A 24,892-nucleotide genomic window follows, 5' to 3' on the forward strand; every position below is an offset into this window, starting at 1 on the left:
CGCGCCTTTCAGACGGGCAGGTGGTTGATGGGGTGCGCGTCGGTGGCCCACAGGTACTGGACCGCGTACGCGCGCCAGGGCCGCCAGCCGGCCGCCCGGGCGGTCAGTGCGGAGGGGGTGGACGGCAGCCCGAGCCCCCGCGCCGCCCGCCGCACCCCGAGGTCGGACGCGAGGAAGGCGTCCGGGTCGCCGAGCGCCCGCATCGCGATGACCTCGGTGGTCCAGGGACCGAATCCGGGGAGGGCCGAGAGCAGGGCCCGCGCCGCCTCCCAGTCGCTGTCGATGCCGAGCGGCAGCGAGCCGTCGGCCAGGGCGGCGACCAGGGTGGTCAGCGTGGCGCGCCGGGTGCGCGGCAGCGCGAGGGACTCCGGGTCCAGCCCCGCCAGCGCCTCGGGGGAGGGGAAGAGGTGCGTCAGGCCGCCGTGCGGGTCCTCGACGGGCTCGCCGTGCGCGGCGACCAGCCGGGCCGCGTGCGTACGCGCCGCCGCCGTGGACACCTGCTGGCCGAGGACCGCCCGCACCGCGAACTCCGCCGCGTCGACCGTACGCGGCACCCGGCGCCCGGGAGCCCGGTTGACGAGCGGGGCCAGCAGCGGGTCGGCGCGCAACTGCTCGTCGACGGCCTCGGGGTCGGCGTCCAGGTCCAGCATCCAGCGGCATCGGCTGATGGCGATGGTCAGGTCGCGCAGGTCGGTGAGGGCGAGGCGGCAGCCGATGTGGTCGGGCTGCGGGGTCAGGGCGACCACGCCGGTCCCGTGCGGCAGGCGCAGGGTGCGGCGGTAGGCCCCGTCCCGCCACTCCTCGACGCCGGGGACGGCGGTCGCGGCGAGGTGCCCGAAGAGGTTGTCCGGGTTGAGGGGGGCCCGGAACGGCAGCCGCAGGCTGATCGTCCCCGGAATCCTGGGGCGGTCGTCCTTGCGGCGGCCGGTCTTCACCGCCCGCTCCCGCAGCTCGCTGGGGGAGAGGGCGAACACCTCCCGGACCGTGTCGTTGAAGGTGCGGATCGAGGCGAACCCGGCGGCGAAGGCGACGTCCGCCATCGGCAGTTCGGAGGTCTCGATGAGCAGTCGGGCGGTCTGGGCGCGCTGCGCCCGCGCGAGGGCCAGCGGTCCGGCACCGAGCTCGGCGCTCAGCTGCCGCTCCACCTGGCGGGTCGAGTAGCCGAGGCGGGTGGCGAGGCCCGGGACGCCCTCGCGGTCGACGACCCCGTCCTGGATCAGCCGTACGGCGCGGGCCACGGCGTCGGCGCGGGAGTTCCACTCGGGGGAGCCGGGGCTGGTGTCGGGCCGGCAGCGCTTGCAGGCCCGGAAGCCGGCCTGCTGGCAGGCGGCGGCGCTGGGCAGGAAGGTCATGTTCTCGACCTTGGGCGGCACCGCCGGGCAGCTGGGTCGGCAGTAGATCCGGGTGGTCAGGACCGCGGTGAAGAACCAGCCGTCGAAGCGGGCGTCCTTCGACTGCACGGCTCTGGCGCAGCGCTCGGTGTCGGTGTGCATGACTCAAGCATCCGGGGTCCGGGTGGGTGCGGCTGGCGGTTTTCCGACATCGAGTCTACCCGCCACCGGCTCCCCTTCCCGGGAGTCCTGCCCGGGCGGGACGGGGAGGGGCGGGACGGGGAGGGGGCGCGGCGGCGCGGCGCGGCGTCACGGTAACGGGTCGCACCGGGCGGCCGGCGGACCCGAGGCGGCGTTCAGGCGGAAGGCGTCCCGCGCCAGGGTCAGGGCGATCAGGTCGTGCGGGCGCGAGAGGGAACGCGAGGTCAGCTGCTCCAGCCGGCGCAGCCGGTTGAAGACCGTGTTGCGGTGGCAGTACAGGCGGGTCGCCGCCCGGCCGGCGGAGCCCTCGGCGGCGAGCCACGCGTCCAGGGTCTCCAGCAGCATCGCCCGGTCCGAGGGATCCAGTTCCAGCAGGGGTCCCAGTACCGCCTGGACCAGTTCTCCGGCCAGCTCGGGCTGGCGCACCACCAGCGCCGTGGGCAGCCGCTGCGTCAGCCGGACCAGCGAGCGGTCCTCGGCCCCGCAGGTGGCCAGCGCCGTCTCCGCCAGTCGCCGGGCCCGCCCCAGCTCCGCCAGGCCGTCCACCACCGGGCTGATCCCGCCGGGGCCCGGGCAGCGGTCCGCGAGCTCCGCGACCAGCTCGTCCAGCGAGGACGACCCGAGCGCGACCACCGCCAGCTCCCGCTCCGCGCGCATCCGCCAGAACAGCCGCATCCCGCCCGCCGAGACCACCCGGTGCACCGAGTCCCGCCGGTCCACCGGCAGCACCACCACCGCGTACCGGCCCTGCTCCGGCAGGTCCAGGCCGGCCGCCGCCCGGGCCGTCAGGCCGGGCGCCGGATCCCCCTCCAGCAGGGCGTCCAGCAGCGCTTGCACCCGTTCGTCGCTGCGCCGGCGCATCTCCCGCTCGCCGGCCCGGTAGGCCTCGGCCGTCGCGGCGGCCTGCTGTTCGATCCCGGCCCACATGGCGCCCGCCGTACGCGCGAGCACCGGCAGCGCCTCGGGGTCCTTCTCCGTGACGATGTCCAGCAGCGCGTCCCACGTGAGGCGGCCCGCGCGGCGGTACGCGTACAGCAGCAGGTCCAGCGGCAGCCCCTGTTCGGCCCGCCGCCGCCCCAGCTCCTCGGCGAACACCAGGTCCTTGCGCGGGTCCGAGCGGCGCGCGGCGAACGCCTCGATGCCGTACCGCATCGCATCGCTCACCTGCTGCCAGCTTTCGTCGCGCGGTACGGCCAGGTCGAACAGCGGCGAGTGTTTCGTGAGATCACCGATCAACTGCTCGGTCAGCGCCGGGATGCGTTCCAGCAGCACCTCGGCCGCCGTCAGCAGCACCGACCACTCCGCTTCCGTGCGCGCCCTGCGTCCGCCCATGGCCGCGAGGATGTCAGTCGCGGCGCTGTCGCGTAAGGGCCCGCGTCGACAGATCTGTGCCGTTGCACAACCGCACCCCGCCCCCGGCTGGTCATCAGCAGCGATTCCGCTTCGGCCCGTGGACGTCCGCCCCCGCCCGGTGCTGGTCTGTGCGCCAGCACAACACCCCGCCCGGAACGGAACAAGGCCCCCGTCCGGGCCTAACCATTGGGAGGGGATGTGGCCTCACTCAAGGTGAGCACCCTGTCCGTCGGCTACGGGCCGGTCCGGGCCCTGCGCGCCGTGTCGCTGGATGTACCCGAGGGCGCCGTCGTCGTCGTCCTCGGCGGGAACGGTGCGGGGAAGACGACCCTGCTGCGCGCCGTGTCCCGCACCCTGTCCTTCCACCGGGGCGCCGCCAACGGCGGAAGCATCCGCTTCGGCGGCCGGCCGCTGGACGGGCTGAGCCCGGCCCGCGCGGTCGCCGCCGGTGTGGTGCAGGTGCCCGAGGGGCGGCAGGTCTTCGCCCGGATGACCGTCGCGGACAACCTGCGGGCGGGCGCCCTGGGGGCGGGTGCCGGCTCCCGGGCCGACACCGCTCGCTCGCTGGCCCGCGTCCACGAGCTGTTCCCCGTCCTCGCCAAGCGCTCCCGGCAGCGGGCGGGCCTGCTCTCCGGCGGAGAGCAGCAGATGCTCGCCCTGGGCCGGGCACTGATGGCCCGCCCCCGGCTGCTGCTCCTGGACGAGCCCTCGCTGGGGCTGGCGCCGAAGATGGCCGCCACCATCGCCGAGACGATCACCGAGATCAACGCTTCGGGTACCTCCGTGCTGCTGGTGGAGCAGAACGCCGCGCTCGCCCTGCGGCTGGCCTCGTACGCGTACGTCCTGGAGGTCGGCGAGGTCACCCTGTCGGGCCCCGCCGCCGAGCTGGCGGCCTCGGACGAGGTGCGCCGGCGCTACCTCGGCATCACCGGCGAGGAAGCCCCCGCCCCCCGCACGGCGCGGACCTTGGGCCGGTGGTCCGCGTGATTCGGATCCCGCGCCCGGGTGGCGGCCCGGTCGGCGCCGGACCCCGCGCCGTTGGCAGCCCAAGCACCGAAGACGCGCTGCGCACCGAAGACGCGCTGCGCGCCGCCGACGCCCCGCCGCCCCTCACCGTCAGCGACGTCACCGTCCGCTTCGCGGGGCTCACCGCGCTCGACTCGGTGTCGTTCACCGTCGAACCGGGCAGCGTGCACGCTGTCATCGGACCCAACGGAGCGGGCAAGTCCACCTGCTTCAACGTGCTCTCCGGCGTCTACCGGGCCGCCTCCGGCAGCGTCCGCTTCGGCGCCACCGAGCTCACCGGACTCGCCCCCCACGAGGTCGCCGCCCTCGGCATCGCCCGTACCTTCCAGAACCTGGCCCTGCCGCCGCACACCACGGTCGCGGACAGCCTCCTGCTCGGCCGCCACCGGCTGATGCGGTCCGGGTTCCTCGCCGCCGGACTGCGCCTGCCGGCCGCCGTCCGCGAGGACCGCCGGCACCGCGAACGGGTCCGCGAGATCGCGGGATTCGTCGGCCTGGAGGCCGACCTGGCCGCCCCCGCCGGCTCCCTCCCGTACGGCAAACAGAAACTCGTCGAGCTGGCCCGGGCCCTGTGCATGGAGCCCCGGCTGCTGCTCCTGGACGAACCCGTCGCCGGAATGACCGCCGACGAACGGCAGCGCACCGCCGCCGTCGTCGCGGGCGTCCGGGACGGCCTCGGCATCTCGATCGTGCTGGTCGAACACGACATGGGGGTGGTGATGCGGCTCGCGGACGCGGTGACCGTACTCGACTTCGGAAGACGGATCGGCGGGGGAACCCCCGCCCAGGTGCAGAACGACCCGGCGGTCGTACGCGCCTATCTCGGCGAGGAGGACCCGGCCGCATGACCACCTTCCTCGAACTCCTGCTCGGCGGGCTCTCCATGGGCTCCGTCTACGCGCTGATCGCCCTCGGCTTCGTCGTCATCTTCAAGGCCACCGAGGTCGTCAACTTCGCCCACGCCTCCCTCCTCCTCGCCGGCGGGTACGTCACCGCCGTCCTGCACGACGACATCGGCTTCTGGCCCGCCCTCGCCGTCGGCGTCGGCGCGGCCGCCGCCGTAGGAGCGGGCGTGGAGTTCCTCGTGATGCGCCGCTACCGGGGCCGGGACCACAGCGTGCTGGCCATCGTCACCATCGGTGTGGACATCCTGATCACCACCGACCTCACTCGCCGCATCGGTACGGACGTGCTCGCACTCGGCGACCCGTGGGGCGACGCGGTGGTCCATCTCGGCCCCGTCACCCTCCCGCAGACCCGGATCGCCGCCTTCGTCGCCGCGGCCCTGCTGATCAGCGCCTTCCTGCTCGTCTTCCGGTACACCGCGTGGGGCGTGGCCATGCGCGCCGCCGCCGAGAAGCCGGAGACCGCCGCGCTGATGGGCGTACGGCTGGGCCGGGTCTCGCTCGCCGCCTGGGCGGTCGCCGGCTCCCTGGCCGCCGTCGCCGCCCTCTTCCTCACCGTCTTCCCCACCCCGGGCCTGGAACGGGCCACCTCGCTCGCCGCCCTCAAGGCCTTCCCGGCGGCCATCCTCGGCGGCCTCGACTCCACCACCGGAGCCCTCGCGGGCGGCCTGATCGTCGGGGTCACCGAGGCCATGGCCACCGGTTACCAGAGCCAGCTCGCCTTCCTCGGCCGCGGCATCGGAGACCTCGCCCCCTACCTCGTCATGGTCGTGGTCCTGCTCCTGCGCCCGGCCGGCCTCTTCGGCACCAAGGAGCTCGCCCGTGTCTGACGTCACCGCCCCGGGCCTGCGCACGGAAGCGGACGCCCCCCTCCCGGGCCCCGCCGGCGCCGACCCCCCGACCCGGCGCGGCTCCCGCGTCCGGTACGCGCTCTGGGCCGCCGGGGGGCTGGTGCTGCTGGCGCTCCCGTTCTACCTCGAACGCTTCTGGCTCCAAGCGGGGCTGTTCGCCATCGCCGCCGGGATCGGGGCCATCGGACTCAACCTGCTCACCGGGGCCACCGGGCAGCTCTCCATGGGCCACGCCTTCTTCCTCGCCGTCGGCGCGTACGGGTACTGCGCCCTGGCCGGCGACGGCGGCCGCTCCGGCGGCCACGAGCTCGTCGGGCTCGGACTGCCCAGCTGGCTGGCCGCCGTGCTCGCGGTGGTCCTGGCCGGGGCCGTCGGCGGCCTCTTCAGCCCCATCGCCGGCCGGCTGCGCGGCGCCTACCTCGGCATCGCCACCCTCGCCCTCATCTTCATCGGCCAGCACGTCCTGTTCAACGCCACCCCCCTCACCGGCGGGTTCAACGGCCGCGCCGTGGAACCGCTCTCCCTCTTCGGCCTCACCTTCGACGACACCGAGACGGTGATCGCCGCCGTCCCCTTCCAGTCCGCCGAGAAGCTCTGGTACGTGGCCCTCGCCGCGCTCCTGGGCTGCGGCCTCTTCGCCCGGGGTGTCCTGCGCGGCCGTCCCGGGCGCGCCCTGAACGCCATCCGCGACCACAACATCGCCGCCGGGGTCATGGGCGTCCCCGTGGCCCGCTACCGGGCCGCCGTCTTCGTCCTGTCCTCCATGTACGCCGGCCTGGCCGGGGTCCTGCTCGCCCTCGTCTTCCAGCGCACGGTGCCCGACTACTTCGGCATGGTGCTGTCCCTGGAGTACCTGGCCATGATCGTGATCGGCGGCCTGGGCACGGTGGCCGGCTCCGTCGTCGGCGCGGCCTTCGTCTCCCTCCTGCCCCAGCTCCTCACCCGCTACAGCGACGCGCTGCCGCTCGTCTCCGCCCCGGGCACGGGCGGCGTCTCCCCGGGAGAGGCGTCGCGCTACCTGTACGGCGCGGCCGTCGTCGCCGTCGTCCTGTTCCTCCCCGGCGGCCTCGCCCGGATCCGCCCCTCCCTGTCCGCACGTACCCCGAAGGAGCCAGCGTGAAGAGATACGGCCCGAACAAGAGAGCACGACTCGGTACGGCGGCCGTCGCGGCCGCGCTGCTGCTGACCGGCGCCGCCGGATGCAGCGGCAAGGCGGGCACCACCACCGAGGAGAAGGAGGGCGAGGGCGGGGTCAGGACCGGCGACGGAGTCACCGCCACCTCCATCCAGCTCGGCGCGCTCACCGACATGACCGGCGTCTACGCCTCGCTCGGCAAGAGCGTCACCCAGGCTCAGCAGCTCTGGATCAAGCAGACCAACGCCTCGGGCGGCATCTGCGGCCGGCAGCTGGAGCTGACGGTCCGCGACCACGGCTACGACCCGCAGAAGGCGCTCGCCGCCTACACGGAGCTGGAGCCCAAGGTGCTCGGCTTCACGCAGTTCATCGGATCCCCGTTCGTGGCCGCGGCCAAGGACCGCATCGAGGGCCAGGACAAGGGTCTGGTCATCCCGCAGGCCTGGTCGGCCTCGCTGCTGGGCAGCGCGTCGATCCGGACCATCGGCGCCACCTACGACATCGAGACGGTCAACGCCATCGGCTACCTCCTCGACGAGAAGCGCATCGCCTCGGGCGACAAGATCGGGCACGTCTACTTCGAGGGGGACTACGGCGAGAACGCCCTCGCCGGCGCGAAGCACGCGGCGAAGGAGGCCGGGCTCACGGTCGTCGAGCAGAAGATCAAGCCCACCGACAACGACATGTCCGCGCAGGTGGCGGCCCTCAAGCAGGCCGGAGTCAAGGCCGTCGTGATCAGCGCGGGACCGCGGCAGGCCGCTTCGCTGGTCGGTGTCGCCGCCGCCGGCGGCTGGAACGTCCCGGTGGTCGGCAACAACTCCGCGTACGCGCCCCAGCTGCTCGCCACCCCGGCGGCCGCGGCGCTGCAGAAGGACTACTACGTGGCCGCGTCCACCCTGCCGATCGGCGCCACCGCACCCGGCCCGGCAGCCCTGTCCGCCGCGTACACGGCGGAGTACCCGGGCGCGGGCCTGGACAACGGCGTGGTGGCCGGGTACACGGCCGCTTCGGTCTACGGGGAGGCGCTCAAGAAGGCCTGCGCGGACAAGGACCTCACCCGTGACGGCCTGGGCAAGGCCCTGCTGAGCCTGAAGGCGTACGACAACGGCTTCGGCATCGCGCACGACTTCTCCGACCCGAAGGCCCCCTCCACCCGGCAGAGCGTGATCATGAAGCCGGACGAGAAGACGCCGGGCGGCCTCAAGGTGGTCAGGGAGGCCGCGGTGGCCGAGGCCGCCAAGAGCTTCACCCCGTCCGGCTGAGGCGCATCCGGCCTCCCGGGAACCGGGAGGCCGGATGCCGGAACGACGTGAGGGCCCCCGGACGCCATCGGCATCCGGGGGCCCTCACGTACGAGCGGTACGGCTAGCGCAGCGTCGTGGCGCGCGCCTCGCGGCGGTTGTGCCGGAAGGTGTTGGCCCTCCGGGTCGTCGCGAACAGCGGAATGGTCGCCGCCAGCGCGATCTGCAGGGCGCAGCCCGTCTGGAGCAGGAGCTGACCGCCCGGGGCGTCGAACGCCCAGGCCGCCAGCAGCCCCATCGCACCGACGATCCAGCAGAGCATCGCCACCGCGAGGACACCCCGCGGCTTGGGGTACTCGACCCGGCTCACCATCAGCCAGGCCACCCCGATGATCGCCAGCAGCGTCGGGACGAACGGCAGCTCCAGCAGCACGATCGAGACGACCGTCAGCGCGCCGAAGGGGCTCGGCATGCCCTGGAACATGCCGTCCTTCATCGTCACGCAGCTGAATCTCGCGAGTCGGAGGACGACGGCGAGCAGCACCACGATCGCGGCCAGGGCCGACATCTTCTGGTGCGCGTCGTCCGCGACCATGCCGTAGACGAGCACGAAGTACGCCGGAGCAAGACCGAAGCTGATCAGGTCGGACAGGTTGTCCAGCTCGGCGCCCATCGGCGAGCTGCGCAGCTTGCGGGCCACGATGCCGTCGAAGAGGTCGAAGACCGCGGCGAGCAGCATCAGTATCACCGCCGTCGCCGCGCTGTGACGGGCCATGCCCGTCTCGTTGCTGCCGGTGAGGTGAGGGATGAGGATTCCGGTGGTGGTGAAGTACACCGCCATGAATCCGCAGGTCGCGTTACCGAGCGTGAGGGTGTCCGCTATCGACAACCGCAGCGAGAGCGGCATGTCGTCCTCGGCGGACTCCTCGTCGGCCGACTCCGGCACCCAGCCCTGTGACGGGTTCGGTGTCGCGGGAGTCCCGGGGTCAGTCACGGTCAATTCGGGTCACCCCCGCGGTGGTGGCCTGACCGACCTCGACCGCGACCTCGACGCCCTCCGGGAGGTAGATGTCGACGCGGGAGCCGAAGCGGATCAGACCGATGCGTTCGCCCTGCTCCACCTTGGTGCCGGCCGGCAGGTACGGCACGATGCGCCGGGCGACGGCGCCGGCGATCTGCACCATCTCGATGTCACCGAGCTCGGTGTCGAAGTGCCAGACAACGCGCTCGTTGTTCTCGCTCTCCTTGTTGAACGCCGGGACGAACCCGCCGGGCACGTGCTCCACGGACGTCACCGTGCCCGCGAGGGGGGCGCGGTTGACGTGGACGTTCAACGGGCTCATGAAGATCGCGACCCGGGTCCGGCCGTCCTTCCACGGCATGATGCTCTGCACCACACCGTCGGCGGGCGAGATGACTCGACCCTGGGCGATCTCGCGCTCGGGGTCGCGGAAGAACCACAGCATGCCCGCGGCGAGCGCGGTGGCGGGCACGGCCGCGACGGCCCAGCGTCCGGACTTGCGGGCCCGGGTGAGGCTGAGCGCCGCGGTGGCGACGGTCGGCAGGAGCCACGGCGATGCTCCGCGTGCGAGACGTCCGTTCAGGAAGCCGACGCGAGGTGCAGAGGTTTGGCTGTGGGGCATGGATGACCTTCGTAGCGGGTGATTGCCGCGCCGCAAACTGGGGGACGGGACGGCGGCTTTACTGGAATGCTATCGGTTGCGTGCAACAACTGGGCAAGCCAGAAGCCGAGTCGATGACCGTCAGCCAGTGACTGGCAGTAATCCTTTCACGACGAACCATGGGCGATTCGCCGCAAAAGGTACTTTCAGCCCTGAAGGCGGTACTCCTCGAGCAGGCGTCGCCCGATGATCATTTTCTGAATCTCGGCGGTACCTTCACCGATCAGCAGCATCGGGGCCTCCCGGTAGAGGCGCTCGATCTCGTACTCCTTCGAGAACCCGTAGCCACCGTGGATACGGAAGGCGTCCTCGACGACCTCCTTGCAGTACTCGGAGGCGAGGTACTTCGCCATCCCTGCTTCGAGGTCGTTTCGTTCCCCGGAGTCCTTTTTGCGTGCTGCGTTCACCATCATCGCATGGGCGGCTTCGACCTTGGTAGCCATCTCGGCCAGCTTGAACTGGATGGCCTGGTGTTCCGCGATCGGCTTGCCGAAAGTGTGACGTTGCTGGGCATACGAGACACCCAGCTCGAAGGCACGCTGAGCGACGCCGCAGCCACGGGCCGCCACGTTCACACGGCCGACCTCGACCCCGTCCATCATTTGGTAAAACCCTCGGCCTGTCGTACCGCCGAGTACCCGATTGGCCGGAATGCGCAGTCCGTCCATGATGAGCTCGGTCGTGTCGACGCCCTTGTAGCCCATCTTGTCGATCTTGCCCGGGATGGTCAGGCCCGGACGGACCTCTCCGAAGCCCGGCTCCTTCTCGACGAGGAAGGTCGTCATCGACTTGTGGGGCGCGGTGCCCTCGGGGTGTCCCTCGTCACTTCGCACGAGGACCGCCACCAGAGTGGAGGTGCCGCCGTTCGTCAGCCACATCTTCTGGCCGTTCAGGACGTACTCGTCGCCGTCCTTCACCGCCTTGGAGGAGATGGCCGACACGTCCGAGCCCAGCGCCGGCTCCGACATCGAGAACGCGCCGCGGACCTCGCCCAGCGCCATGCGGGGCAGGAAGTGGTCCTTCTGCTCCTGCGTGCCGTGCTGCTTGAGCATGTACGCCACGATGAAGTGCGTGTTGATGATGCCCGAGACGGACATCCAGCCGCGCGCTATCTCCTCGACGCACAGGGCGTAGGTGAGGAGCGACTCACCCAGGCCGCCGTACTCCTCGGGGATCATCAGCCCGAACAGGCCGAGCTCCTTGAGGCCGTCGACGATGTCCTGCGGGTACTCGTCGCGGTGCTCCAGCTGGGTCGCGACCGGGATGATCTCCTTGTCGACGAACTCCCGGACGGTCTTGAGGATCTCCCGCTGGACGTCCGTGAGCCCGGCGGTCTGGGCGAGTCGGGCCATGGCTACTTCCCCTGTTCCTTCAGCTGCGGGCGGCCGGGCTGCTCGCCGCCGCGCTCCTTGATGTACGTCTCGGTCGGGACCATCACCTTGCGCCGGAAGACGCAGACGAGGGTGCCGTCCTGCTTGTAGCCCTTGGTCTCGACGTAGACGATGCCCCGGTCGTTCTTCGACTTCGACGGGGTCTTGTCGAGGACCGTGGTCTCGCCGTAGACGGTGTCGCCGTGGAAGGTCGGCGCCACGTGCCGCAGGGACTCGACCTCCAGGTTGGCGATGGCCTTCCCGGAGACGTCCGGGACGGACATGCCCAGCAGCAGCGAGTAGATGTAGTTGCCCACGACCACGTTCTTGCCGAAGTCGGTGGTGTTCTCGGCGTAGTTGCTGTCCATGTGGAGCGGGTGGTGGTTCATGGTCAGCAGACAGAAGAGGTGGTCGTCGTACTCCGTGACCGTCTTCCCGGGCCAGTGCTTGTAGACCGCCCCGACCTCGAACTCTTCGTACGTGCGTCCGAACTGCATGGAGATCAGGGCCCTTCTAGTTGACGGGGGTCTCGAACTTGCTGGTGCGCTGCATACCGGCGACGCGGCCCTTGCCGGCGATGACCAGGGCCATCTTGCGGCTGGCCTCGTCGATCATCTCGTCGCCGAGCATCGCGGAGCCCTTCTTGCCGCCGGCCTCCGAGGTGCACCAGTCGTACGCGTCGAGGATCAGCTCGGCGTGGTCGTAGTCCTCCTGGGAGGGGGAGAAGACCTCGTTGGCCGCGTCGACCTGGCCCGGGTGCAGCACCCACTTGCCGTCGAAGCCCAGCGCCGCCGCCCGGCCGGCCACCTCGCGGTAGGCATCCACGTCGCGGATCTGGAGGAAGGGGCCGTCGATGGCCTGGAGGTCGTGGGTGCGGGCCGCCATCAGGATCCGCATCAGGATGTAGTGGTAGGCGTCCGCGCCGTAGCCGGGCGGCTGCATGCCCACGACCAGCGTCTTCATGTTGATCGAGGCCATGAAGTCGGCCGGACCGAAGATGATCGTCTCCAGCCGGGGCGAGGCACCGGCGATCGCGTCGACGTTCACCAGGCCCTTGGCGTTCTCGATCTGCGCCTCGATGCCGATCTTGCCGACCTCGAAGCCCATCGTCTTCTCGATCTGGGTCAGGAGCAGGTCCAGCGCCACGATCTGCTGGGCGTCCTGGACCTTCGGCAGCATGATGCAGTCGAGGTTCTGGCCGGCGCCCTCGACGACCGTGACGACGTCGCGGTACGTCCAGTGCGTGGTCCAGTCGTTCACCCGCACGACCCGGGTCTTGCCCGTCCAGTCGCCGTTGTTGAGCGCGTCCACGATCGTGTGGCGGGCGCCCTCCTTGGCGAGCGGGGCGCAGGCGTCCTCCAGGTCCAGGAACACCTGGTCCGCCGGCAGGCCCTGGGCCTTCTCCAGGAACCGCGGGTTCGAGCCGGGGACCGCGAGGCAGGAGCGACGCGGGCGCAGCCGGTTCACGGGAGACGTGGGCGTGGTCATGCGGGGACCTCCAGGGGATCGAGCTTGTTCGCTTTCCGGATCTCGTCGACGATACGGCCGATGATCTCCGTGATACCGAAGTCTTTGGGGGTGAAGACGGCGGCGACTCCCGCCGCCTTGAGTGTCACGGCATCCGCGTTCGGAATGATGCCGCCGACGATGACGGGTATGTCACCCGCCCCCGCCGTGCGCAGGCGTTCGAGGACGTCCGGGACGAGCGCGCTGTGCGAACCGGACAGGATGGACAGTCCCACGCAGTGGACGTCCTCGGCGAGCGCCGCGGAGGAGATCTCCTCGGGCGTCAGCCGGATGCCCTGGTAGACCACCTCGAAGCCCGCGTCGCGGGCTCGGACGGCGATCTGCTCGGCGCCGTTGGAGTGCCCGTCCAGGCCGGGCTTGCCGACCAGCAGCCGCAGCCGGCCGGAGCCGAGGTCGTCCGCGGTGCGGGAGACCTTCTCGCGGACCAGCGCCATCGGCGTGCCCTCCTCGGCGGTGACCGCCACGGGGGCCGAGGAGACACCGGTCGGGGCGCGGAACTCGCCGAACACCTCGCGCAGCGCGCTCGACCACTCGCCGGTGGTGACACCGGCCCGGGCGCACTCCAGGGTGGCCTCCATGAGGTTCTCGGTGCCGACGGCGGCCTGCTTCAACCGGTCCAGGGCCTGGCCGACCGTGGGGAAGACGAACGGGTCGCCGCCACCCTGCCGGTCCGAGGACTCCTGGCGCTCGGCGCGCCAGCGCACGATGCGCTCGACGGTGAGGGCCTCCACCGCGGGGTCGACCGTCATGATCGCGCCGTCGAGATCGGCGGTGAGCGGGTTCTCCTCGGTCTGCTGGAAGCAGTTGACCCCGACGATCTTGTCCTCGCCGGCCTCGATCCGCGCCCGCCGCTCGGCGTGCGAGGAGACCAGCTGGGACTTGAGGTAGCCGGACTCGACGGCGGCCATCGCGCCGCCCATCTCCTGGATCCGGTCGATCTCGGCCAGGCACTCCTCCACCAGGGATTCGACCTTCGCCTCGATCACGTGGGAGCCCGCGAAGATGTCCTCGTACTCCAGCAGGTCGCTCTCGTGGGCCAGCACCTGCTGGATGCGCAGCGACCACTGCTGGTCCCAGGGCCGGGGCAGGCCCAGCGCCTCGTTCCAGGCGGGCAGCTGCACGGCGCGGGCGCGGGCGTCCTTGGAGAGGGTGACCGCCAGCATCTCCAGCACGATGCGCTGGACGTTGTTCTCCGGCTGCGCCTCGGTCAGACCCAGGGAGTTGACCTGGACGCCGTACCGGAAGCGGCGCTGCTTGGCGTTCTCGATGCCGTAGCGCTCGCGGGTGACCTTGTCCCAGATGCGGCCGAATGCGCGCATCTTGCACATCTCCTCGATGAAGCGGACGCCCGCGTTCACGAAGAACGAGATCCGGGCGACCACCTCGCCGAAGCGCTCCTCGGGCACCTGGCCCGAGTCGCGCACCGAGTCCAGCACGGCGATGGCGGTGGACATCGCGTACGAGATCTCCTGGACCGGGGTGGCCCCGGCCTCCTGGAGGTGGTACGAGCAGATGTTGATCGGGTTCCACTTCGGGATGTGGTTGACCGTGTACGCGATCATGTCCGTCGTCAGGCGGAGCGAGGGTCCCGGCGGGAAGACGTGCGTCCCGCGCGAGAGGTACTCCTTGACGATGTCGTTCTGCGTGGTGCCCTGGAGCTGCGAGACGTCCGCACCCTGCTCCTCGGCCGCCACCTGGTAGAGCGCCAGGAGCCACATGGCGGTGGCGTTGATCGTCATCGAGGTGTTCATCTGCTCCAGGGGTATGTCCTGGAACAGCCGCCGCATGTCGCCCAGATGGGAGACCGGGACCCCGACCCGGCCCACCTCGCCGCGGGCGAGGATGTGGTCGGGGTCGTAGCCGGTCTGCGTCGGCAGGTCGAACGCGACCGACAGGCCGGTCTGGCCCTTGGCGAGGTTGCGGCGGTACAGCTCGTTGGACGCCTCGGCCGTGGAGTGGCCGGCGTACGTCCGCATGAGCCACGGACGGTCCTTCTGGCGCTCTGTCATCTCAGGCTGTCCCTTTGGCCTTTGAGGCGTCTCAGACGTTACGGAAGCGATTGATCGCGTCGAGGTGCGTGGCGCGCAGCTCGTGGTCGCGCACGCCCAGGCCCTCCTCGGGGGCCAGCGCGAGGACGCCGACCTTGCCCTGGTGGAGGTTGCGGTGGACGTCGTACGCGGCCTGGCCGGTCTCCTCCAGGGAGTAGACCTTCGACAGGGTGGGGTGGATCTTGCCCTTCGCGACCAGGCGGTTGGCCTCCCACGCCTCGCGGTAGTTCGCGAAGTGCGAGCCGATGATCCGCTTGAGCGACATCCACAGGTAGCGGTTGTCGTACTCGTGCATGTAGCCGGAGGTCGAGGCGCAGGTGGTGATGGTGCCGCCCTTGCGGGTGACGTAGACGGACGCGCCGAAGGTCTCGCGGCCCGGGTGCTCGAAGACGATGTCGATGTCCTCGCCGCCGGTCAGCTCGCGGATGCGCTTGCCGAAGCGCTTCCACTCCTTCGGGTCCTGGGTGTGCTCGTCCTTCCAGAACTTGTAGCCCTCGGCGTTGCGGTCGATGACCGCCTCGGCGCCCATGGCCCGGCAGATGTCCGCCTTCTCCGGGCTGGAGACCACGCAGATCGGGTTGGCGCCGCCGGCGAGGGCGAACTGGGTCGCGTATGAGCCGAGGCCGCCGCTGGCGCCCCAGATCAGGACGTTGTCGCCCTGCTTCATGCCGGCGCCGTTGCGGGAGACCAGCTGGCGGTAGGCGGTGGAGTTGACCAGGCCGGGAGAGGCGGCCTCCTCCCAGCTGAGGTGGTCCGGCTTGGGCATCAGCTGGTTGGACTTGACGAGGGCGATCTCCGCCAGCCCGCCGAAGTTGGTCTCGAAGCCCCAGATGCGCTGCTCGGGGTCGAGCATCGTGTCGTTGTGCCCGTCCGAGGACTCCAGCTCGACCGAGAGGCAGTGGGCGACGACCTCGTCGCCCGGCTTCCAGGCGTTCACGCCGGGGCCGGTGCGCAGCACGACGCCCGCGAGGTCGGAGCCGATGATGTGGTACGGCAGGTCGTGGCGCTTGGTGAGCTCCGACAGGCGTCCGTAGCGCTCCAGGAAGCTGAAGGTGGACACCGGCTCGAAGATCGAGGTCCAGACGGAGTTGTAGTTGACCGAGGAGGCCATGACGGCGACCAGGGCCTCGCCCGGACCGAGTTCGGGGACCGGGACCTGGTCGAGGTGCAGGGACTTGCGGGGGTCCTTCTCGCGCGTGGTGAGCCCGGCGAACATCTCCGTCTCGTCCTTGTGCACGGTGATCGCGCGGTACGAGTCGGGGAGCGGCAGGGCCGCGAAGTCGGCGGCCGTAGCGGCCTGCGACTGGATCGCGTCCAGGATGTCCTTCACGGTAGAGCCTCCGGCATGAGCGCTGATGGGGGTGCGCTGGGGGATACGCGTTGCGTGCGTGTGAGTGGGTGGTGTGGTGCTGCGGTGCTGCGGTGCCGTCGGTCCGGCTGGTGCGGTGGTGCTGGCGACGCCCGTGGTGAGGCGTGCGGTGCCTGGTGACGCAGGCATCCGGGGCGCGTTCCTTGCCGAGTGGGCGCGGGCCGCGGGGACATCCGGACGAGATTCAACGTATGGCACCCCGTGTCACTCAGCAAGGCACCGCGTGCCAAAACTTTCTCTCATTTGCCTATTGACCTGCGCAGATGAGCGATGATCGATCAGAGTTACCCACGAGTAGGGACAAGCTGGACACACGTCGAAGGCCGCCCCCGGGCACGGGGGCGGCCTTCGACGTGTCCTACCGGCGGTAGCCGCAGGAGCGCTTCGCTACGCGTTCTTCAGGGCCTCTTCGATGGTCCGCATGACCTCGTCCAGCGGGGCGTCGGTCCGGGCCACCGCCACGAGCACCTCGCCCTGCGCCCGCACCGCGGCCGGGGCGGCCGGAGCCGAGCTCGCGGTGCGCCCGGCGCCGATGCCCGAGCCGAAGGTCTTGCGCACGATGGAGAAGGCGTGGTCGAGCTGCGCCTCCACGTCCCCCTGGCCGCCCGCCCGCAGCCAGCGCCGCAGGACGTGGTTGTGGGCGGTCACCACCGCCGACGCGGCCACCTCGGCCAGCAGCGGGTCGTCGTTGCCGTCGTGGTGGTCGTGCTCGTCGAAGTGGGCCAGCAGGTAGCGGGTGAACAGTCGCTCGTACCGGGCCACCGAGGCGATCTCCCGCTCCCGCAGCGCCGGCACCTCCCGGGTCAGCCGGTAGCGCTCCACCGACACCGCCGGCGAGGCGGCGTACATCTTCATGACTTCCTTGATCCCGCGGCACACCGTGTCGAGCGGGTGCTCGTGCGCCGGAGCCACGTCCAGTACGGCCTCGGCGCGGGTCAGGGTGTCGTCGTGGTCCGGGAAGATCGCCTCCTCCTTGGACCGGAAGTGCCGGAAGAAGGTGCGGCGCGCCACTCCGGCGGTCGCGGCGATCTCGTCGACCGTCGTAGCCTCGTACCCCTTGTTCGCGAACAGCTCCATGGCCGCCGCGGCGAGCTCACGGCGCATCTTGAGCCTCTGTGCGGCGGCCCGGGTGCCGGCCGCGCTCTCCGGGGCGTCGGAGGCCGTGGAGGTGCGGGGCGGGGTCTTGGCGGGCTGGGACATAGAGCGAAAGTACTTCATCCGCGCGGGGGAGCGCGCCTGCGGGGCGCGGGGCGGGTGGGACGGGGGAGGATGCGGGGGAGGGCCGGCACTGGGCACACAGTGCTCGTCGGGAGGGTTCGCCCGCCGTGAGGGTCCGGCGGGCCCGAGGAGCCCTCCCCACGCATCCGGCTCGTGGCCCGAAGGGTTACCGGCGGGCGTGCTCACGGAATCCGCGGCCGGTCTTCCGGCCCAGGCAGCCCGCCGCCACCAGGTGCTCCAGCAGCGCGGACGGGGCCAGTCCCGGGTCGCGGAACTCCTTGTGCAGCACCTTCTCGATGGTCAGCGAGACGTCGAGGCCGACCACGTCGAGGAGCTCGAAGGGCCCCATCGGGTACCCGCCGCCCAGCTTCATCGCCGCATCGATCTCGTCGAGGCTGGCGTAGTGCTGCTCGACCATCTTGATCGCGTTGTTCAGGTACGGGAACAGCAGCGCGTTCACGATGAAGCCGGCGCGGTCCCCGCAGTCGACCGGGTGCTTGCGCACCTTGGCGCAGATCTCGCGGACCGTGGCGTGCACGTCGTCGGCGGTCAGGACCGTGCGGACCACCTCGACCAGCTTCATCGCCGGGGCCGGGTTGAAGAAGTGCATGCCGATCACGTCCTGCGGGCGCGAGGTCACGCGGGCGACCGCGATCACCGGCAGCGAGGAGGTGGTCGTGGCCAGCACCGCGCCCGGCTTGCAGACCTTGTCCAGGGCCGCGAACAGCTCCTGCTTGACCGCCAGGTCCTCGGCGACCGCCTCGACGGCCAGGTCCACGTCGGCGAAGGCGTCCAGCGAACCGGCCGGGGTGATCAGCTCCAGGGTCCGCGCCGCCGCGGCCTCGGTCAGCTTGCCCTTGGACACCGCACGGCCCAAGGACTTGCCGATCGAGGCCTTCGCGGCGTCGGCCTTCTCCTGGCTCCGGGCGGCCAGGACCACCGGGAAGCCGGACTGCGCGAAGACCTGCGCGATGCCGCTCGCCATGGTGCCCGAGCCGGCGACGCCCACCGAGGCCACCGGGCGGCCCTCGCCGAGCCGCGCGCCGTCCTGCGGGGTCTGCGCGTCGCGAACCACAGCGGACCCGCCCGGGGCGTCGTACGTGTAGAAGCCGCGCCCGGACTTGCGCCCGGTCAGACCGGCCTCGGCCAGGTGGCCCAGGATCGGGGCCGGGGCGTGCAGCCGGTCGCCGGAGTCCGCGTACATGGCCTCCAGGACGGTGCGGGCGGTGTCCACGCCGATCAGGTCGAGCAGCGCGAGCGGACCCATCGGCAGGCCGCAGCCCAGCCGCATCGCCGCGTCGATGTCCTCGCGGGAGGCGTACTTCGCCTCGTACATGGCGGCGGCCTGGTTCAGGTACCCGAAGAGCAGCCCGTCGGCGACGAAACCGGGGCGGTCGCCGATCAGGACCGGCTCCTTGCCGAGCCCGCGGGCCAGCTCGGTGACCGCTTCGACGGCGGTCGGGGAGGTCAGCACGCAGGAGACGATCTCGACCAGCTTCATCGAGGGCGCCGGGTTGAAGAAGTGCAGGCCCAGCACGCGCTCGGGGCGCTGGGACTCGGCGGCGAGCCGGGTCACCGACAGCGCGTTGGTGCCGGTGGCCAGGATCGTGTCCGGCCGCACGATCGCGTCGAGCTCGCGGAACACACGCTGCTTGAGCTCGTAGGACTCCGGCACGACCTCGATGACGAGGTCGGCCTCGGCGGCCGCGCCCAGGTCGGTGAAGGTGCGGAAGCGGGCGAGGACGTCCGCCCGCTCCTGCTCGGTGAGGCGCTCCTTGGCGACGGAGCGCGCGGTGCCGGCCGTCAGCGCGGCCGTGGCACGGCGGGCCGCGGTGGCGCTGATGTCGATGCCGATGACCTCGTGGCCGGCCTGGGCGAGGACCTCGGCGATGCCGGTGCCCATCGTGCCGAGACCGACGACGGCGATGGTCTGGAGGGTGGACTGACTGGACGGACGGTCCATCGAGGGACTCCAGTGGGAGAGGGTGGTGACGACTGAGGGGGCACGGCGGCGTGCGGGAGGCCGTGCGGGAAGCCCGAGGGGCGAGAACGGCCGGACCCTGTCCCGGGGTCGCGCCGTGTGATCGTGCGGAACCGACTGGCACGGGGCGGCTGCGTCACCAGGCCTGCCCCGTACGTGTTGAAGAGACAGTAACCCGCCGGTAACTGGCGCGCCAGAGCGCGGAGATGTGACCTGTACCGCCCAAATGTACCGATCATCGATCATCGATCATCGGCCGGAAATACGCAGGTGCCGCAGGCGTCCGGGGCGGCCCGTCCCGAACTCGCGGAACCCGGCACGCCGGCGGCCGGGGCCCCCTAGGGTGGCCGGGTGAACGACGTGCTCGATCGACTGCGGACGGAAGCCGCCGGTTCGCCGGAGTATCCGGAGTACGAGGCGCTCCTCGCCGCCGACCCGGACGCACTGGCGGACTCCCTGAGTTCGGCCGGGCTTCCCCTGTGGGCCCGCGAACTGGCCGCGTACCGCCTCGGGCTGGCCGGGGACCGCCGCGCCTTCGAGCCCCTGGTCCTGCTGCTCAACCACCGGGACCCGCCGCGCTGCGCGGCCGCCGCCGAGGCCCTGGCCGTACTGGGCGACCCCCGCACCGCTCGGGCGGCGGCGGCCCTCGCCACCAACTCCCTGCGCACGGCCTACGCCCTCCAGCCCGTACGGCTGCTCACCGCCCTGCGGGCACCCGAGTCGGTCCCGGCCCTGACGGCCACCCTGTCCCGGCTGCTCTCTCCGCGCGATCCGTACTGGCGGGTGGCCCTGGCCTGCGTCGAGGGACTGGGAGCCCTCGCCGACCCGCGGGCCCGCGAGGTCCTGCTCCGGGCCCAGGCCCACCCGCGCCTGGCCGTGGCGGCCACGGCCGCGCTGCGCGCGATGGGATGACCCGGGCGGGCAGGCCCGGCAGGTGTTCGAGAACCTCCGGCGGTGCCTCGCGGTGCCTCGCGGTGCCTTGCCGTGCCTCGCGGTGCCTCCCCGCGTCCACGGCCGTGCGGGTCCGCGCCGCTTCCGGCCCGAACTCCTGCGGGCGGCCGAGGACTTCGCGGTGGTGCCGGTGCCCACCGGGGCGCAGGCGCCCGGCGGTGACGTCGGCGGCGCCCGGGTCCGGCGTCAGCTACGGGACGCGGGCACCCGGTCGTCCACCGGTCCGGCCGCGGTCGCGGGCACACCGGCCTCGGCCGGTGCCGCCGGGGCGGTCGGTGTCCGGGGCTCCCGGCGGCGGTCCGCCGCCTGCTGGACCCGCCGGCCGACGCGCTGCATCGGCAGCTCGACCAGGCGGTACATCAGGTGGCTCGCGGCCAGCAGCACGGCGAGGAAGACCGCCGTCCAGGCGAGCTTGCCGAGCGTGGACGACGGCATCGGCGGCACGCCGAACAGCGGCCCGACGGTGCGCAGCAGCGGGAAGTGCAGCAAGTACAGAGAGAAGCTGATCGCGCCGAGCCAGGTCAGCACCTTCGGGAAGCGCCGTTCACGCAGCAGGAAACCGAGGCCGAAGAGGGCCCACGCGGCCAGGTAGGAGATCGTCCAGGCCTGCCAGCCCGCGGTCCAGGTGTGCTCCTCGACGCCGTCGCGGTTGTACAGCCGGCCGACCAGCATGCCCGCGCCCACCACGAACCCGCAGGACAGCAGCGCCGGGACCCGGCCGAGACCGCCGTGCTGCGCCCGGTACACGGCGGTGCCGGCGAACATGGTCGCGAAGATCATCAGGGTCTCGAAGGCGGGGGCCCGGCTGTTCAGCGTGATCAGCACCAGGCCCAGACCGCCGAGCAGCAGCGCGCCCGCCACCGTCAGGCGCCGGTTGCCGCTCAGCACCCCCCACAAGCCCGCGAGCACGATCGGGGTGACGATCAGCAGGAGCAGCCGGGTGGAGCCGACCTCGGCCGAGATCAGCTGCGTGCCGAGCGCCGTGCCGACCGCCAGCGCGGCCGCGGCGAAGGCCACCGCGATCGGGGCGCTGTGCCGGTGCAGGCCCCGGGTGAAGAGGGCGGTGACGAAGAAGTAGAAGATCATCTCGTAGCAGAGCGTCCAGGTGACGTTCATGCTGTTGCGGACGCCCAGCATGTCCTGGAGCATCAGGCCGTTCGCCACCAGCGAGGACAGGTCGTCCCCGGTGCGCAGCAGCGCGACCGAGTCGTCGCCGTCCGGCAGCATGAGGATCGAGACGGCCAGGCCGGCGATCAGCGCCGGGTAGATCCGAAAGACGCGGCCGATCCAGAACCCCCGGACGTCGCCCCGGCGCTCCAGCGAGGCCGGGACGATGTAGCCGCTGACGATGAAGAAGAGCATGACGCCGAACAGGCCCATGTCGAAGTTCCGCCAGACCGCTCCGCCGAAGGGCAGCATCCGCAGGACGTCGAAGTGGTGCAGCGCCACGACCAGGGCGGCGATGCCGCGCAGCGCGTCCAGCCAGCCGAGCCGGGCACCGGTGGCGGCCGGGGCCGGGGCCGCGGCGGGCGTCCGCCGGGCGAAGGTGGGTATGAGCTTCTTCACCGGAAGGACCCTAGCGGACGTCCCGCCGCCCCCCGCGGACCGGACCGGGGCCCCGCCCGGGCGCTGCACCGGCCCACGGGCCGCAGCGCCGGGGGCCCGGCTCACCCCGGTCCCGCGGCCGCGACGGCTCCTCGCGCGGTGACCGGCACGGTCCTGCGGACTAGCCGCGGAATCCGAGCAGGCCGTGCAGGGCCGCGCCGCCCGCCGAGGGGGCGACCGCACGGGTCGCCGTGGCCGGCTTCGGGGCCGCCTGGGCGGGGCAGACGGCGTCCGCGGCCCGGCCCGTCCGCAGGTACAGCGCCACCTTCTCGTCCAGGCACTTGTTGCCGCTGAGCGCGACGCCGTGGTTGCCGCCGCCCTCCTCCACGACCAGGGCGGAGCCCGCCAGCTTGTCCCGCATGCTGACGGCGCCCTCGAACGGGGTGGCCGCGTCCTCCGTCGCCTGGAGGAGCAGCGCCGGCGGCAGGGCGGCGTTGGTGACGTCCGGGGCCCGCAGCGGCTCCACCCCCCAGAACGCGCACGGCGCGTTGTACCAGGCGTTGTTCCACGTCATGAACGGCGCCTTGGCGTGCGTGCGCCACATGTCCGCGCGCCACGCGTTCCAGTCCCGGGGCCAGGCGGAGTCCCGGCACTGCACCGCGGTGTACACGCTGTAGCTGTTGCCCGCGGAGGGCCCCACCGCCCCGAACCGCTCGTACGCCGCCACCAGCGGCTTCGGGTCGCCCTTGCGCGCGTACGCCGCGAAGGCCTCGGCGAGGTTCGGCCAGTAGCCGTTGAAGTAGCCGCCCGGCAGATAGGTGTCCTCCAGCTCCGCGGGCCCCACCTTCCCGCCCGCCGGGGCGGTCCGCAGCGCGGATCGCATCGCGTACCAGCGCCTCTCGACCTGCGCCGGATCCGTGCCGAGCCCGTAGTCGGCGTCGTACTTCGCCACCCAGGCCATGAAGGCCTTGTGGCGGGCGTCGAAGGCCCGGTCCTGCGCGAGGTTGTCCTCGTACCAGACCCCGGCGGGGTCGACCACGGAGTCCAGCACGAGCCGGTGCACCCGGGTCGGGTGCAGCTTGGCGTAGACGGCGCCCAGGTACGTCCCGTACGAGTAGCCGAAGTAGCTGATGCGCTCCGCGCCGAGGGCGGCGCGCAGCAGTTCCATGTCCCGGGCCGCCGAGACGGTGCCGATGTGCGGCAGCACGTCCCCGTGCCGGGTCCGGCAGGACTCGGCGAAGGAGCGCACCCGCTCCAGGTTGGCCCGCTCCGTCCGCGCGTCGAACGGTACGGAGTCGGGCCGGGCCGGGGTGAAGTGGCCGGGCCCGCAGTCGAGGGCCGGCTCGCTCCGGCCCACGCCCCGGGGGTCGAAGCCGATCACGTCGTACTGGGCGGCGACGTCCTTGGGGAGGGCGGACGCGACGAACCCCGCCAGGGCGCGGCCGCTACCGCCCGGCCCACCGGGGTTGACGAGGAGCGGGCCCTGGGACGTGCGGGCGGTGTGGGGCACCCGGGTCAGCGCGAGGTTGATCTGCCGGCCGGCGGGCGCGGCGTGGTCGAGCGGGACCTTGAGGGAGGCGCACTGCAGGGTCGGGTGGCGGGGGGTCGCGCAGTCCGCCCAGCGCAGGGCCCCGGCGGAGGCCGCCGGGGGCGCCGAGAAGGCGCGGGGCGCCGCCGGGGCGGCCGTGACCGGGCTCGCGAGGGCGGCGGCGACGGTGGAGATCGCCAGCAGGACGGCGGCGCGCTTCTTCACGGGACCGCGCTTCTTCACGGGGTGCAGCATGGGGCCTCCCAGCCGAGGGTTCTGGGCGGAATCGTCCCGGAAACCTCGCCCGGAAGGCGGGATTGGGCAGGGATGTGGCCCGATGTGATGACCCTTCGGCGGGCCCCGGCCCTCAGAGGAGGGTGAGCTGGGTCGGTCCGGGGGCCGCGGACACCTCCGGCCCCGCCGCGGGGCGCTCCGGTACGAGCACGGGACGGGCGGCCGCGCGCCCGCCCGGGCCGATGCCGAATTCGGCCGCCAGTTCGTGGACTTGGCGGGTGATCTGGCGCTGGTACCAGGTGGGTGCGTACGAGCCCTGCGCGTACATCCGCTCGTAGCGCCCGACGAGGTGGGGATGGTGCGTGCCCAGCCAGGCCATGAACCACTCGCGGGCCCCGGGTCGCAGATGGAGTACCAGGGGTGTCACAGAGGTGGCGCCGGACGCCGCGACGGCGCGGACCGTCTCCCGCAGCTGCTCGGGCGCGTCGCCGAGGAACGGGATCACCGGGGCCATCAGCACCCCGCACTCGATGCCCGCGTCGGTGAGCGTCCGTACGGCGTGCAAGCGCCCGGCGGGGGAGGGCGTACCCGGTTCGACGGTCCGCCACAGCCCGGGGTCGGTGAAGCCGACCGAGACGGAGATGCCGACGTCGGTGACCTCGGCGGCCTCCCGCAGGAGGGGGAGGTCGCGCAGGATCAGGGTGCCCTTGGTGAGGATGGAGAAGGGGTTCGCGCGGTCGCGCAGTGCCTCGATGATGCCCGGCATCAGCCGGTAGCGGCCTTCGGCGCGCTGGTAGCAGTCGACGTTGGTGCCCATGGCGATGTGTGCGCCGGTCCAGCGGCGCGCGCCGAGTTCGCGCCGCAGCAGCTCGGGGGCGTTGGTCTTGACGACGATCTGCGAGTCGAAGCCGATGCCGGTGTCGAGGTCGAGGTAGCTGTGGGTCTTGCGCGCGAAGCAGTAGACGCAGGCGTGGCTGCACCCCCGGTACGGATTGACCGTCCACTCGAACGGCATGCGGGAGGCGCCGGGCACCCGGTTGACGATCGAGCGGGCCCGCACCTCGTGGAAGGTGATGCCGCGGAATTCGGGCGTGTCGAAGGTCCGTGTCACCACGGCGTCCGCCCCGAAGAGCGCGCCGGGCCCGGCGGCCCGGCCGTCCCGGTCGCCGTCCCCGGTCAGGTTGTCCCAGCGCATGAGCGCCTCCCTCGATAGCTCTGCTCCGAGAATAGAACAAACGTTCCCATGATCGTGCGGAGCGGGAACGACGGTGGTGATGTACCTCCCCGGGCGCGCCCGGGACCGAGGAGGCCGGCGGGTCGGCCGGGCGGACTTCGCTACCTGGAAGGTCTTGCCGGGGACGCGCTCCCCGTACGCGTCCGCGTGCACGGCCGATGC

Annotated in this window: 20 protein-coding genes; 6 read left to right on the forward strand and 14 right to left on the reverse strand. The window is 72.0% G+C overall.

What is annotated here, in order from left to right; genetic code table 11:
* Positions 1 to 8: 8 nt before the first annotated feature.
* Both ACWFQ8_RS04890 and ACWFQ8_RS04895 read right to left on the reverse strand, forming a co-directional pair.
* On the reverse strand, positions 9 to 1,493 hold the full coding sequence (locus ACWFQ8_RS04890; RefSeq protein WP_453784763.1) for an AlkA N-terminal domain-containing protein: 1,485 nt from the start codon (positions 1,491 to 1,493) through the stop codon (positions 9 to 11).
* 147 nt (positions 1,494 to 1,640) lie between these two features.
* Positions 1,641 to 2,864, reverse strand: coding sequence for a PucR family transcriptional regulator (locus tag ACWFQ8_RS04895; RefSeq protein ID WP_453784764.1), 1,224 nt, complete (start codon positions 2,862 to 2,864; stop codon positions 1,641 to 1,643).
* Positions 2,865 to 3,083: 219 nt separating this feature from the next.
* On the opposite strand from ACWFQ8_RS04895, the gene ACWFQ8_RS04900 reads away from it, so the two are divergent.
* The 5 genes from ACWFQ8_RS04900 (at position 3,084) to ACWFQ8_RS04920 (ending at position 8,064) form a co-directional block, all read left to right on the forward strand.
* Positions 3,084 to 3,872 (forward strand): ABC transporter ATP-binding protein, encoded by a 789-nt coding sequence (locus ACWFQ8_RS04900; protein ID WP_453784765.1) that lies wholly within the window; start codon positions 3,084 to 3,086, stop codon positions 3,870 to 3,872.
* A gap of 95 nt (positions 3,873 to 3,967) precedes the next feature.
* Positions 3,968 to 4,759 carry an ABC transporter ATP-binding protein gene (locus tag ACWFQ8_RS04905; protein WP_453784876.1) on the forward strand — a complete coding sequence of 264 codons (792 nt, stop codon included), beginning with the start codon at positions 3,968 to 3,970 and terminating at the stop codon, positions 4,757 to 4,759.
* Positions 4,756 to 5,646 (forward strand): branched-chain amino acid ABC transporter permease, encoded by an 891-nt coding sequence (locus ACWFQ8_RS04910; RefSeq protein ID WP_453784766.1) that lies wholly within the window; start codon positions 4,756 to 4,758, stop codon positions 5,644 to 5,646. The genes ACWFQ8_RS04905 and ACWFQ8_RS04910 overlap by 4 nt, the downstream gene beginning before the upstream one ends.
* Positions 5,639 to 6,787, forward strand: a complete 1,149-nt coding sequence (locus ACWFQ8_RS04915; protein WP_453784767.1) for a branched-chain amino acid ABC transporter permease — start codon at positions 5,639 to 5,641, stop codon at positions 6,785 to 6,787. The genes ACWFQ8_RS04910 and ACWFQ8_RS04915 overlap by 8 nt, the downstream gene beginning before the upstream one ends.
* Positions 6,784 to 8,064 (forward strand): ABC transporter substrate-binding protein, encoded by a 1,281-nt coding sequence (locus ACWFQ8_RS04920; protein ID WP_453784768.1) that lies wholly within the window; start codon positions 6,784 to 6,786, stop codon positions 8,062 to 8,064. Before ACWFQ8_RS04915 ends, ACWFQ8_RS04920 begins: the two co-directional genes overlap by 4 nt.
* Before the next feature lie 103 nt (positions 8,065 to 8,167).
* Here ACWFQ8_RS04920 and pssA read toward each other — a convergent pair whose 3' ends face one another.
* The 9 genes from pssA to ACWFQ8_RS04965 form a co-directional block, all read right to left on the reverse strand.
* Positions 8,168 to 9,043, reverse strand: coding sequence for a CDP-diacylglycerol--serine O-phosphatidyltransferase (pssA, locus tag ACWFQ8_RS04925; RefSeq protein WP_453784769.1), 876 nt, complete (start codon positions 9,041 to 9,043; stop codon positions 8,168 to 8,170).
* Positions 9,030 to 9,686, reverse strand: a complete 657-nt coding sequence (locus tag ACWFQ8_RS04930; protein WP_453784770.1) for a phosphatidylserine decarboxylase — start codon at positions 9,684 to 9,686, stop codon at positions 9,030 to 9,032. Before ACWFQ8_RS04930 ends, pssA begins: the two co-directional genes overlap by 14 nt.
* Positions 9,687 to 9,871: 185 nt before the next feature.
* Positions 9,872 to 11,077, reverse strand: a complete 1,206-nt coding sequence (locus ACWFQ8_RS04935; RefSeq protein ID WP_384544074.1) for an acyl-CoA dehydrogenase family protein — start codon at positions 11,075 to 11,077, stop codon at positions 9,872 to 9,874.
* A gap of 2 nt (positions 11,078 to 11,079) precedes the next feature.
* Complete coding sequence (locus tag ACWFQ8_RS04940; RefSeq protein WP_453784771.1) at positions 11,080 to 11,592, reverse strand: MaoC family dehydratase; 513 nt, start codon at positions 11,590 to 11,592, stop codon at positions 11,080 to 11,082.
* 16 nt (positions 11,593 to 11,608) lie between these two features.
* Positions 11,609 to 12,583 (reverse strand): HpcH/HpaI aldolase/citrate lyase family protein, encoded by a 975-nt coding sequence (locus tag ACWFQ8_RS04945; protein WP_453784772.1) that lies wholly within the window; start codon positions 12,581 to 12,583, stop codon positions 11,609 to 11,611.
* On the reverse strand, positions 12,580 to 14,631 hold the full coding sequence (locus ACWFQ8_RS04950) for a protein meaA (protein WP_453784773.1): 2,052 nt from the start codon (positions 14,629 to 14,631) through the stop codon (positions 12,580 to 12,582). Before ACWFQ8_RS04950 ends, ACWFQ8_RS04945 begins: the two co-directional genes overlap by 4 nt.
* Positions 14,632 to 14,662: 31 nt before the next feature.
* Positions 14,663 to 16,000, reverse strand: a complete 1,338-nt coding sequence (ccrA, locus tag ACWFQ8_RS04955) for a crotonyl-CoA carboxylase/reductase (protein ID WP_453784774.1) — start codon at positions 15,998 to 16,000, stop codon at positions 14,663 to 14,665.
* 426 nt (positions 16,001 to 16,426) lie between these two features.
* On the reverse strand, positions 16,427 to 17,257 hold the full coding sequence (locus ACWFQ8_RS04960; protein ID WP_453784775.1) for a TetR family transcriptional regulator: 831 nt from the start codon (positions 17,255 to 17,257) through the stop codon (positions 16,427 to 16,429).
* Positions 17,258 to 17,423: 166 nt separating this feature from the next.
* On the reverse strand, positions 17,424 to 19,220 hold the full coding sequence (locus ACWFQ8_RS04965) for a 3-hydroxyacyl-CoA dehydrogenase family protein (RefSeq protein ID WP_453784776.1): 1,797 nt from the start codon (positions 19,218 to 19,220) through the stop codon (positions 17,424 to 17,426).
* A gap of 369 nt (positions 19,221 to 19,589) precedes the next feature.
* Between ACWFQ8_RS04965 and ACWFQ8_RS04970 the strand changes: the two genes are divergently transcribed.
* Positions 19,590 to 20,150 carry an adenylosuccinate lyase gene (locus tag ACWFQ8_RS04970; protein ID WP_453784777.1) on the forward strand — a complete coding sequence of 187 codons (561 nt, stop codon included), beginning with the start codon at positions 19,590 to 19,592 and terminating at the stop codon, positions 20,148 to 20,150.
* A gap of 225 nt (positions 20,151 to 20,375) precedes the next feature.
* On the opposite strand, the gene ACWFQ8_RS04975 is transcribed toward ACWFQ8_RS04970, so the two are convergent.
* The 3 genes from ACWFQ8_RS04975 to ACWFQ8_RS04985 all read right to left on the reverse strand — a co-directional run bounded on the left by ACWFQ8_RS04975 (position 20,376) and on the right by ACWFQ8_RS04985 (position 24,691).
* Positions 20,376 to 21,755 carry an acyltransferase family protein gene (locus tag ACWFQ8_RS04975; RefSeq protein ID WP_453784778.1) on the reverse strand — a complete coding sequence of 460 codons (1,380 nt, stop codon included), beginning with the start codon at positions 21,753 to 21,755 and terminating at the stop codon, positions 20,376 to 20,378.
* Positions 21,756 to 21,915: 160 nt separating this feature from the next.
* Positions 21,916 to 23,517: an alpha/beta fold hydrolase gene (locus ACWFQ8_RS04980; protein ID WP_453784779.1), complete on the reverse strand. Its 1,602-nt coding sequence runs from the start codon at positions 23,515 to 23,517 to the stop codon at positions 21,916 to 21,918.
* Between the two features lie 112 nt (positions 23,518 to 23,629).
* Positions 23,630 to 24,691 carry an Rv2578c family radical SAM protein gene (locus tag ACWFQ8_RS04985; RefSeq protein ID WP_453784780.1) on the reverse strand — a complete coding sequence of 354 codons (1,062 nt, stop codon included), beginning with the start codon at positions 24,689 to 24,691 and terminating at the stop codon, positions 23,630 to 23,632.
* Between the last annotated feature and the right edge of the window lie 201 nt (positions 24,692 to 24,892).

It is taken from the genome of Streptomyces sp. NPDC055254, from assembly GCF_053606025.1.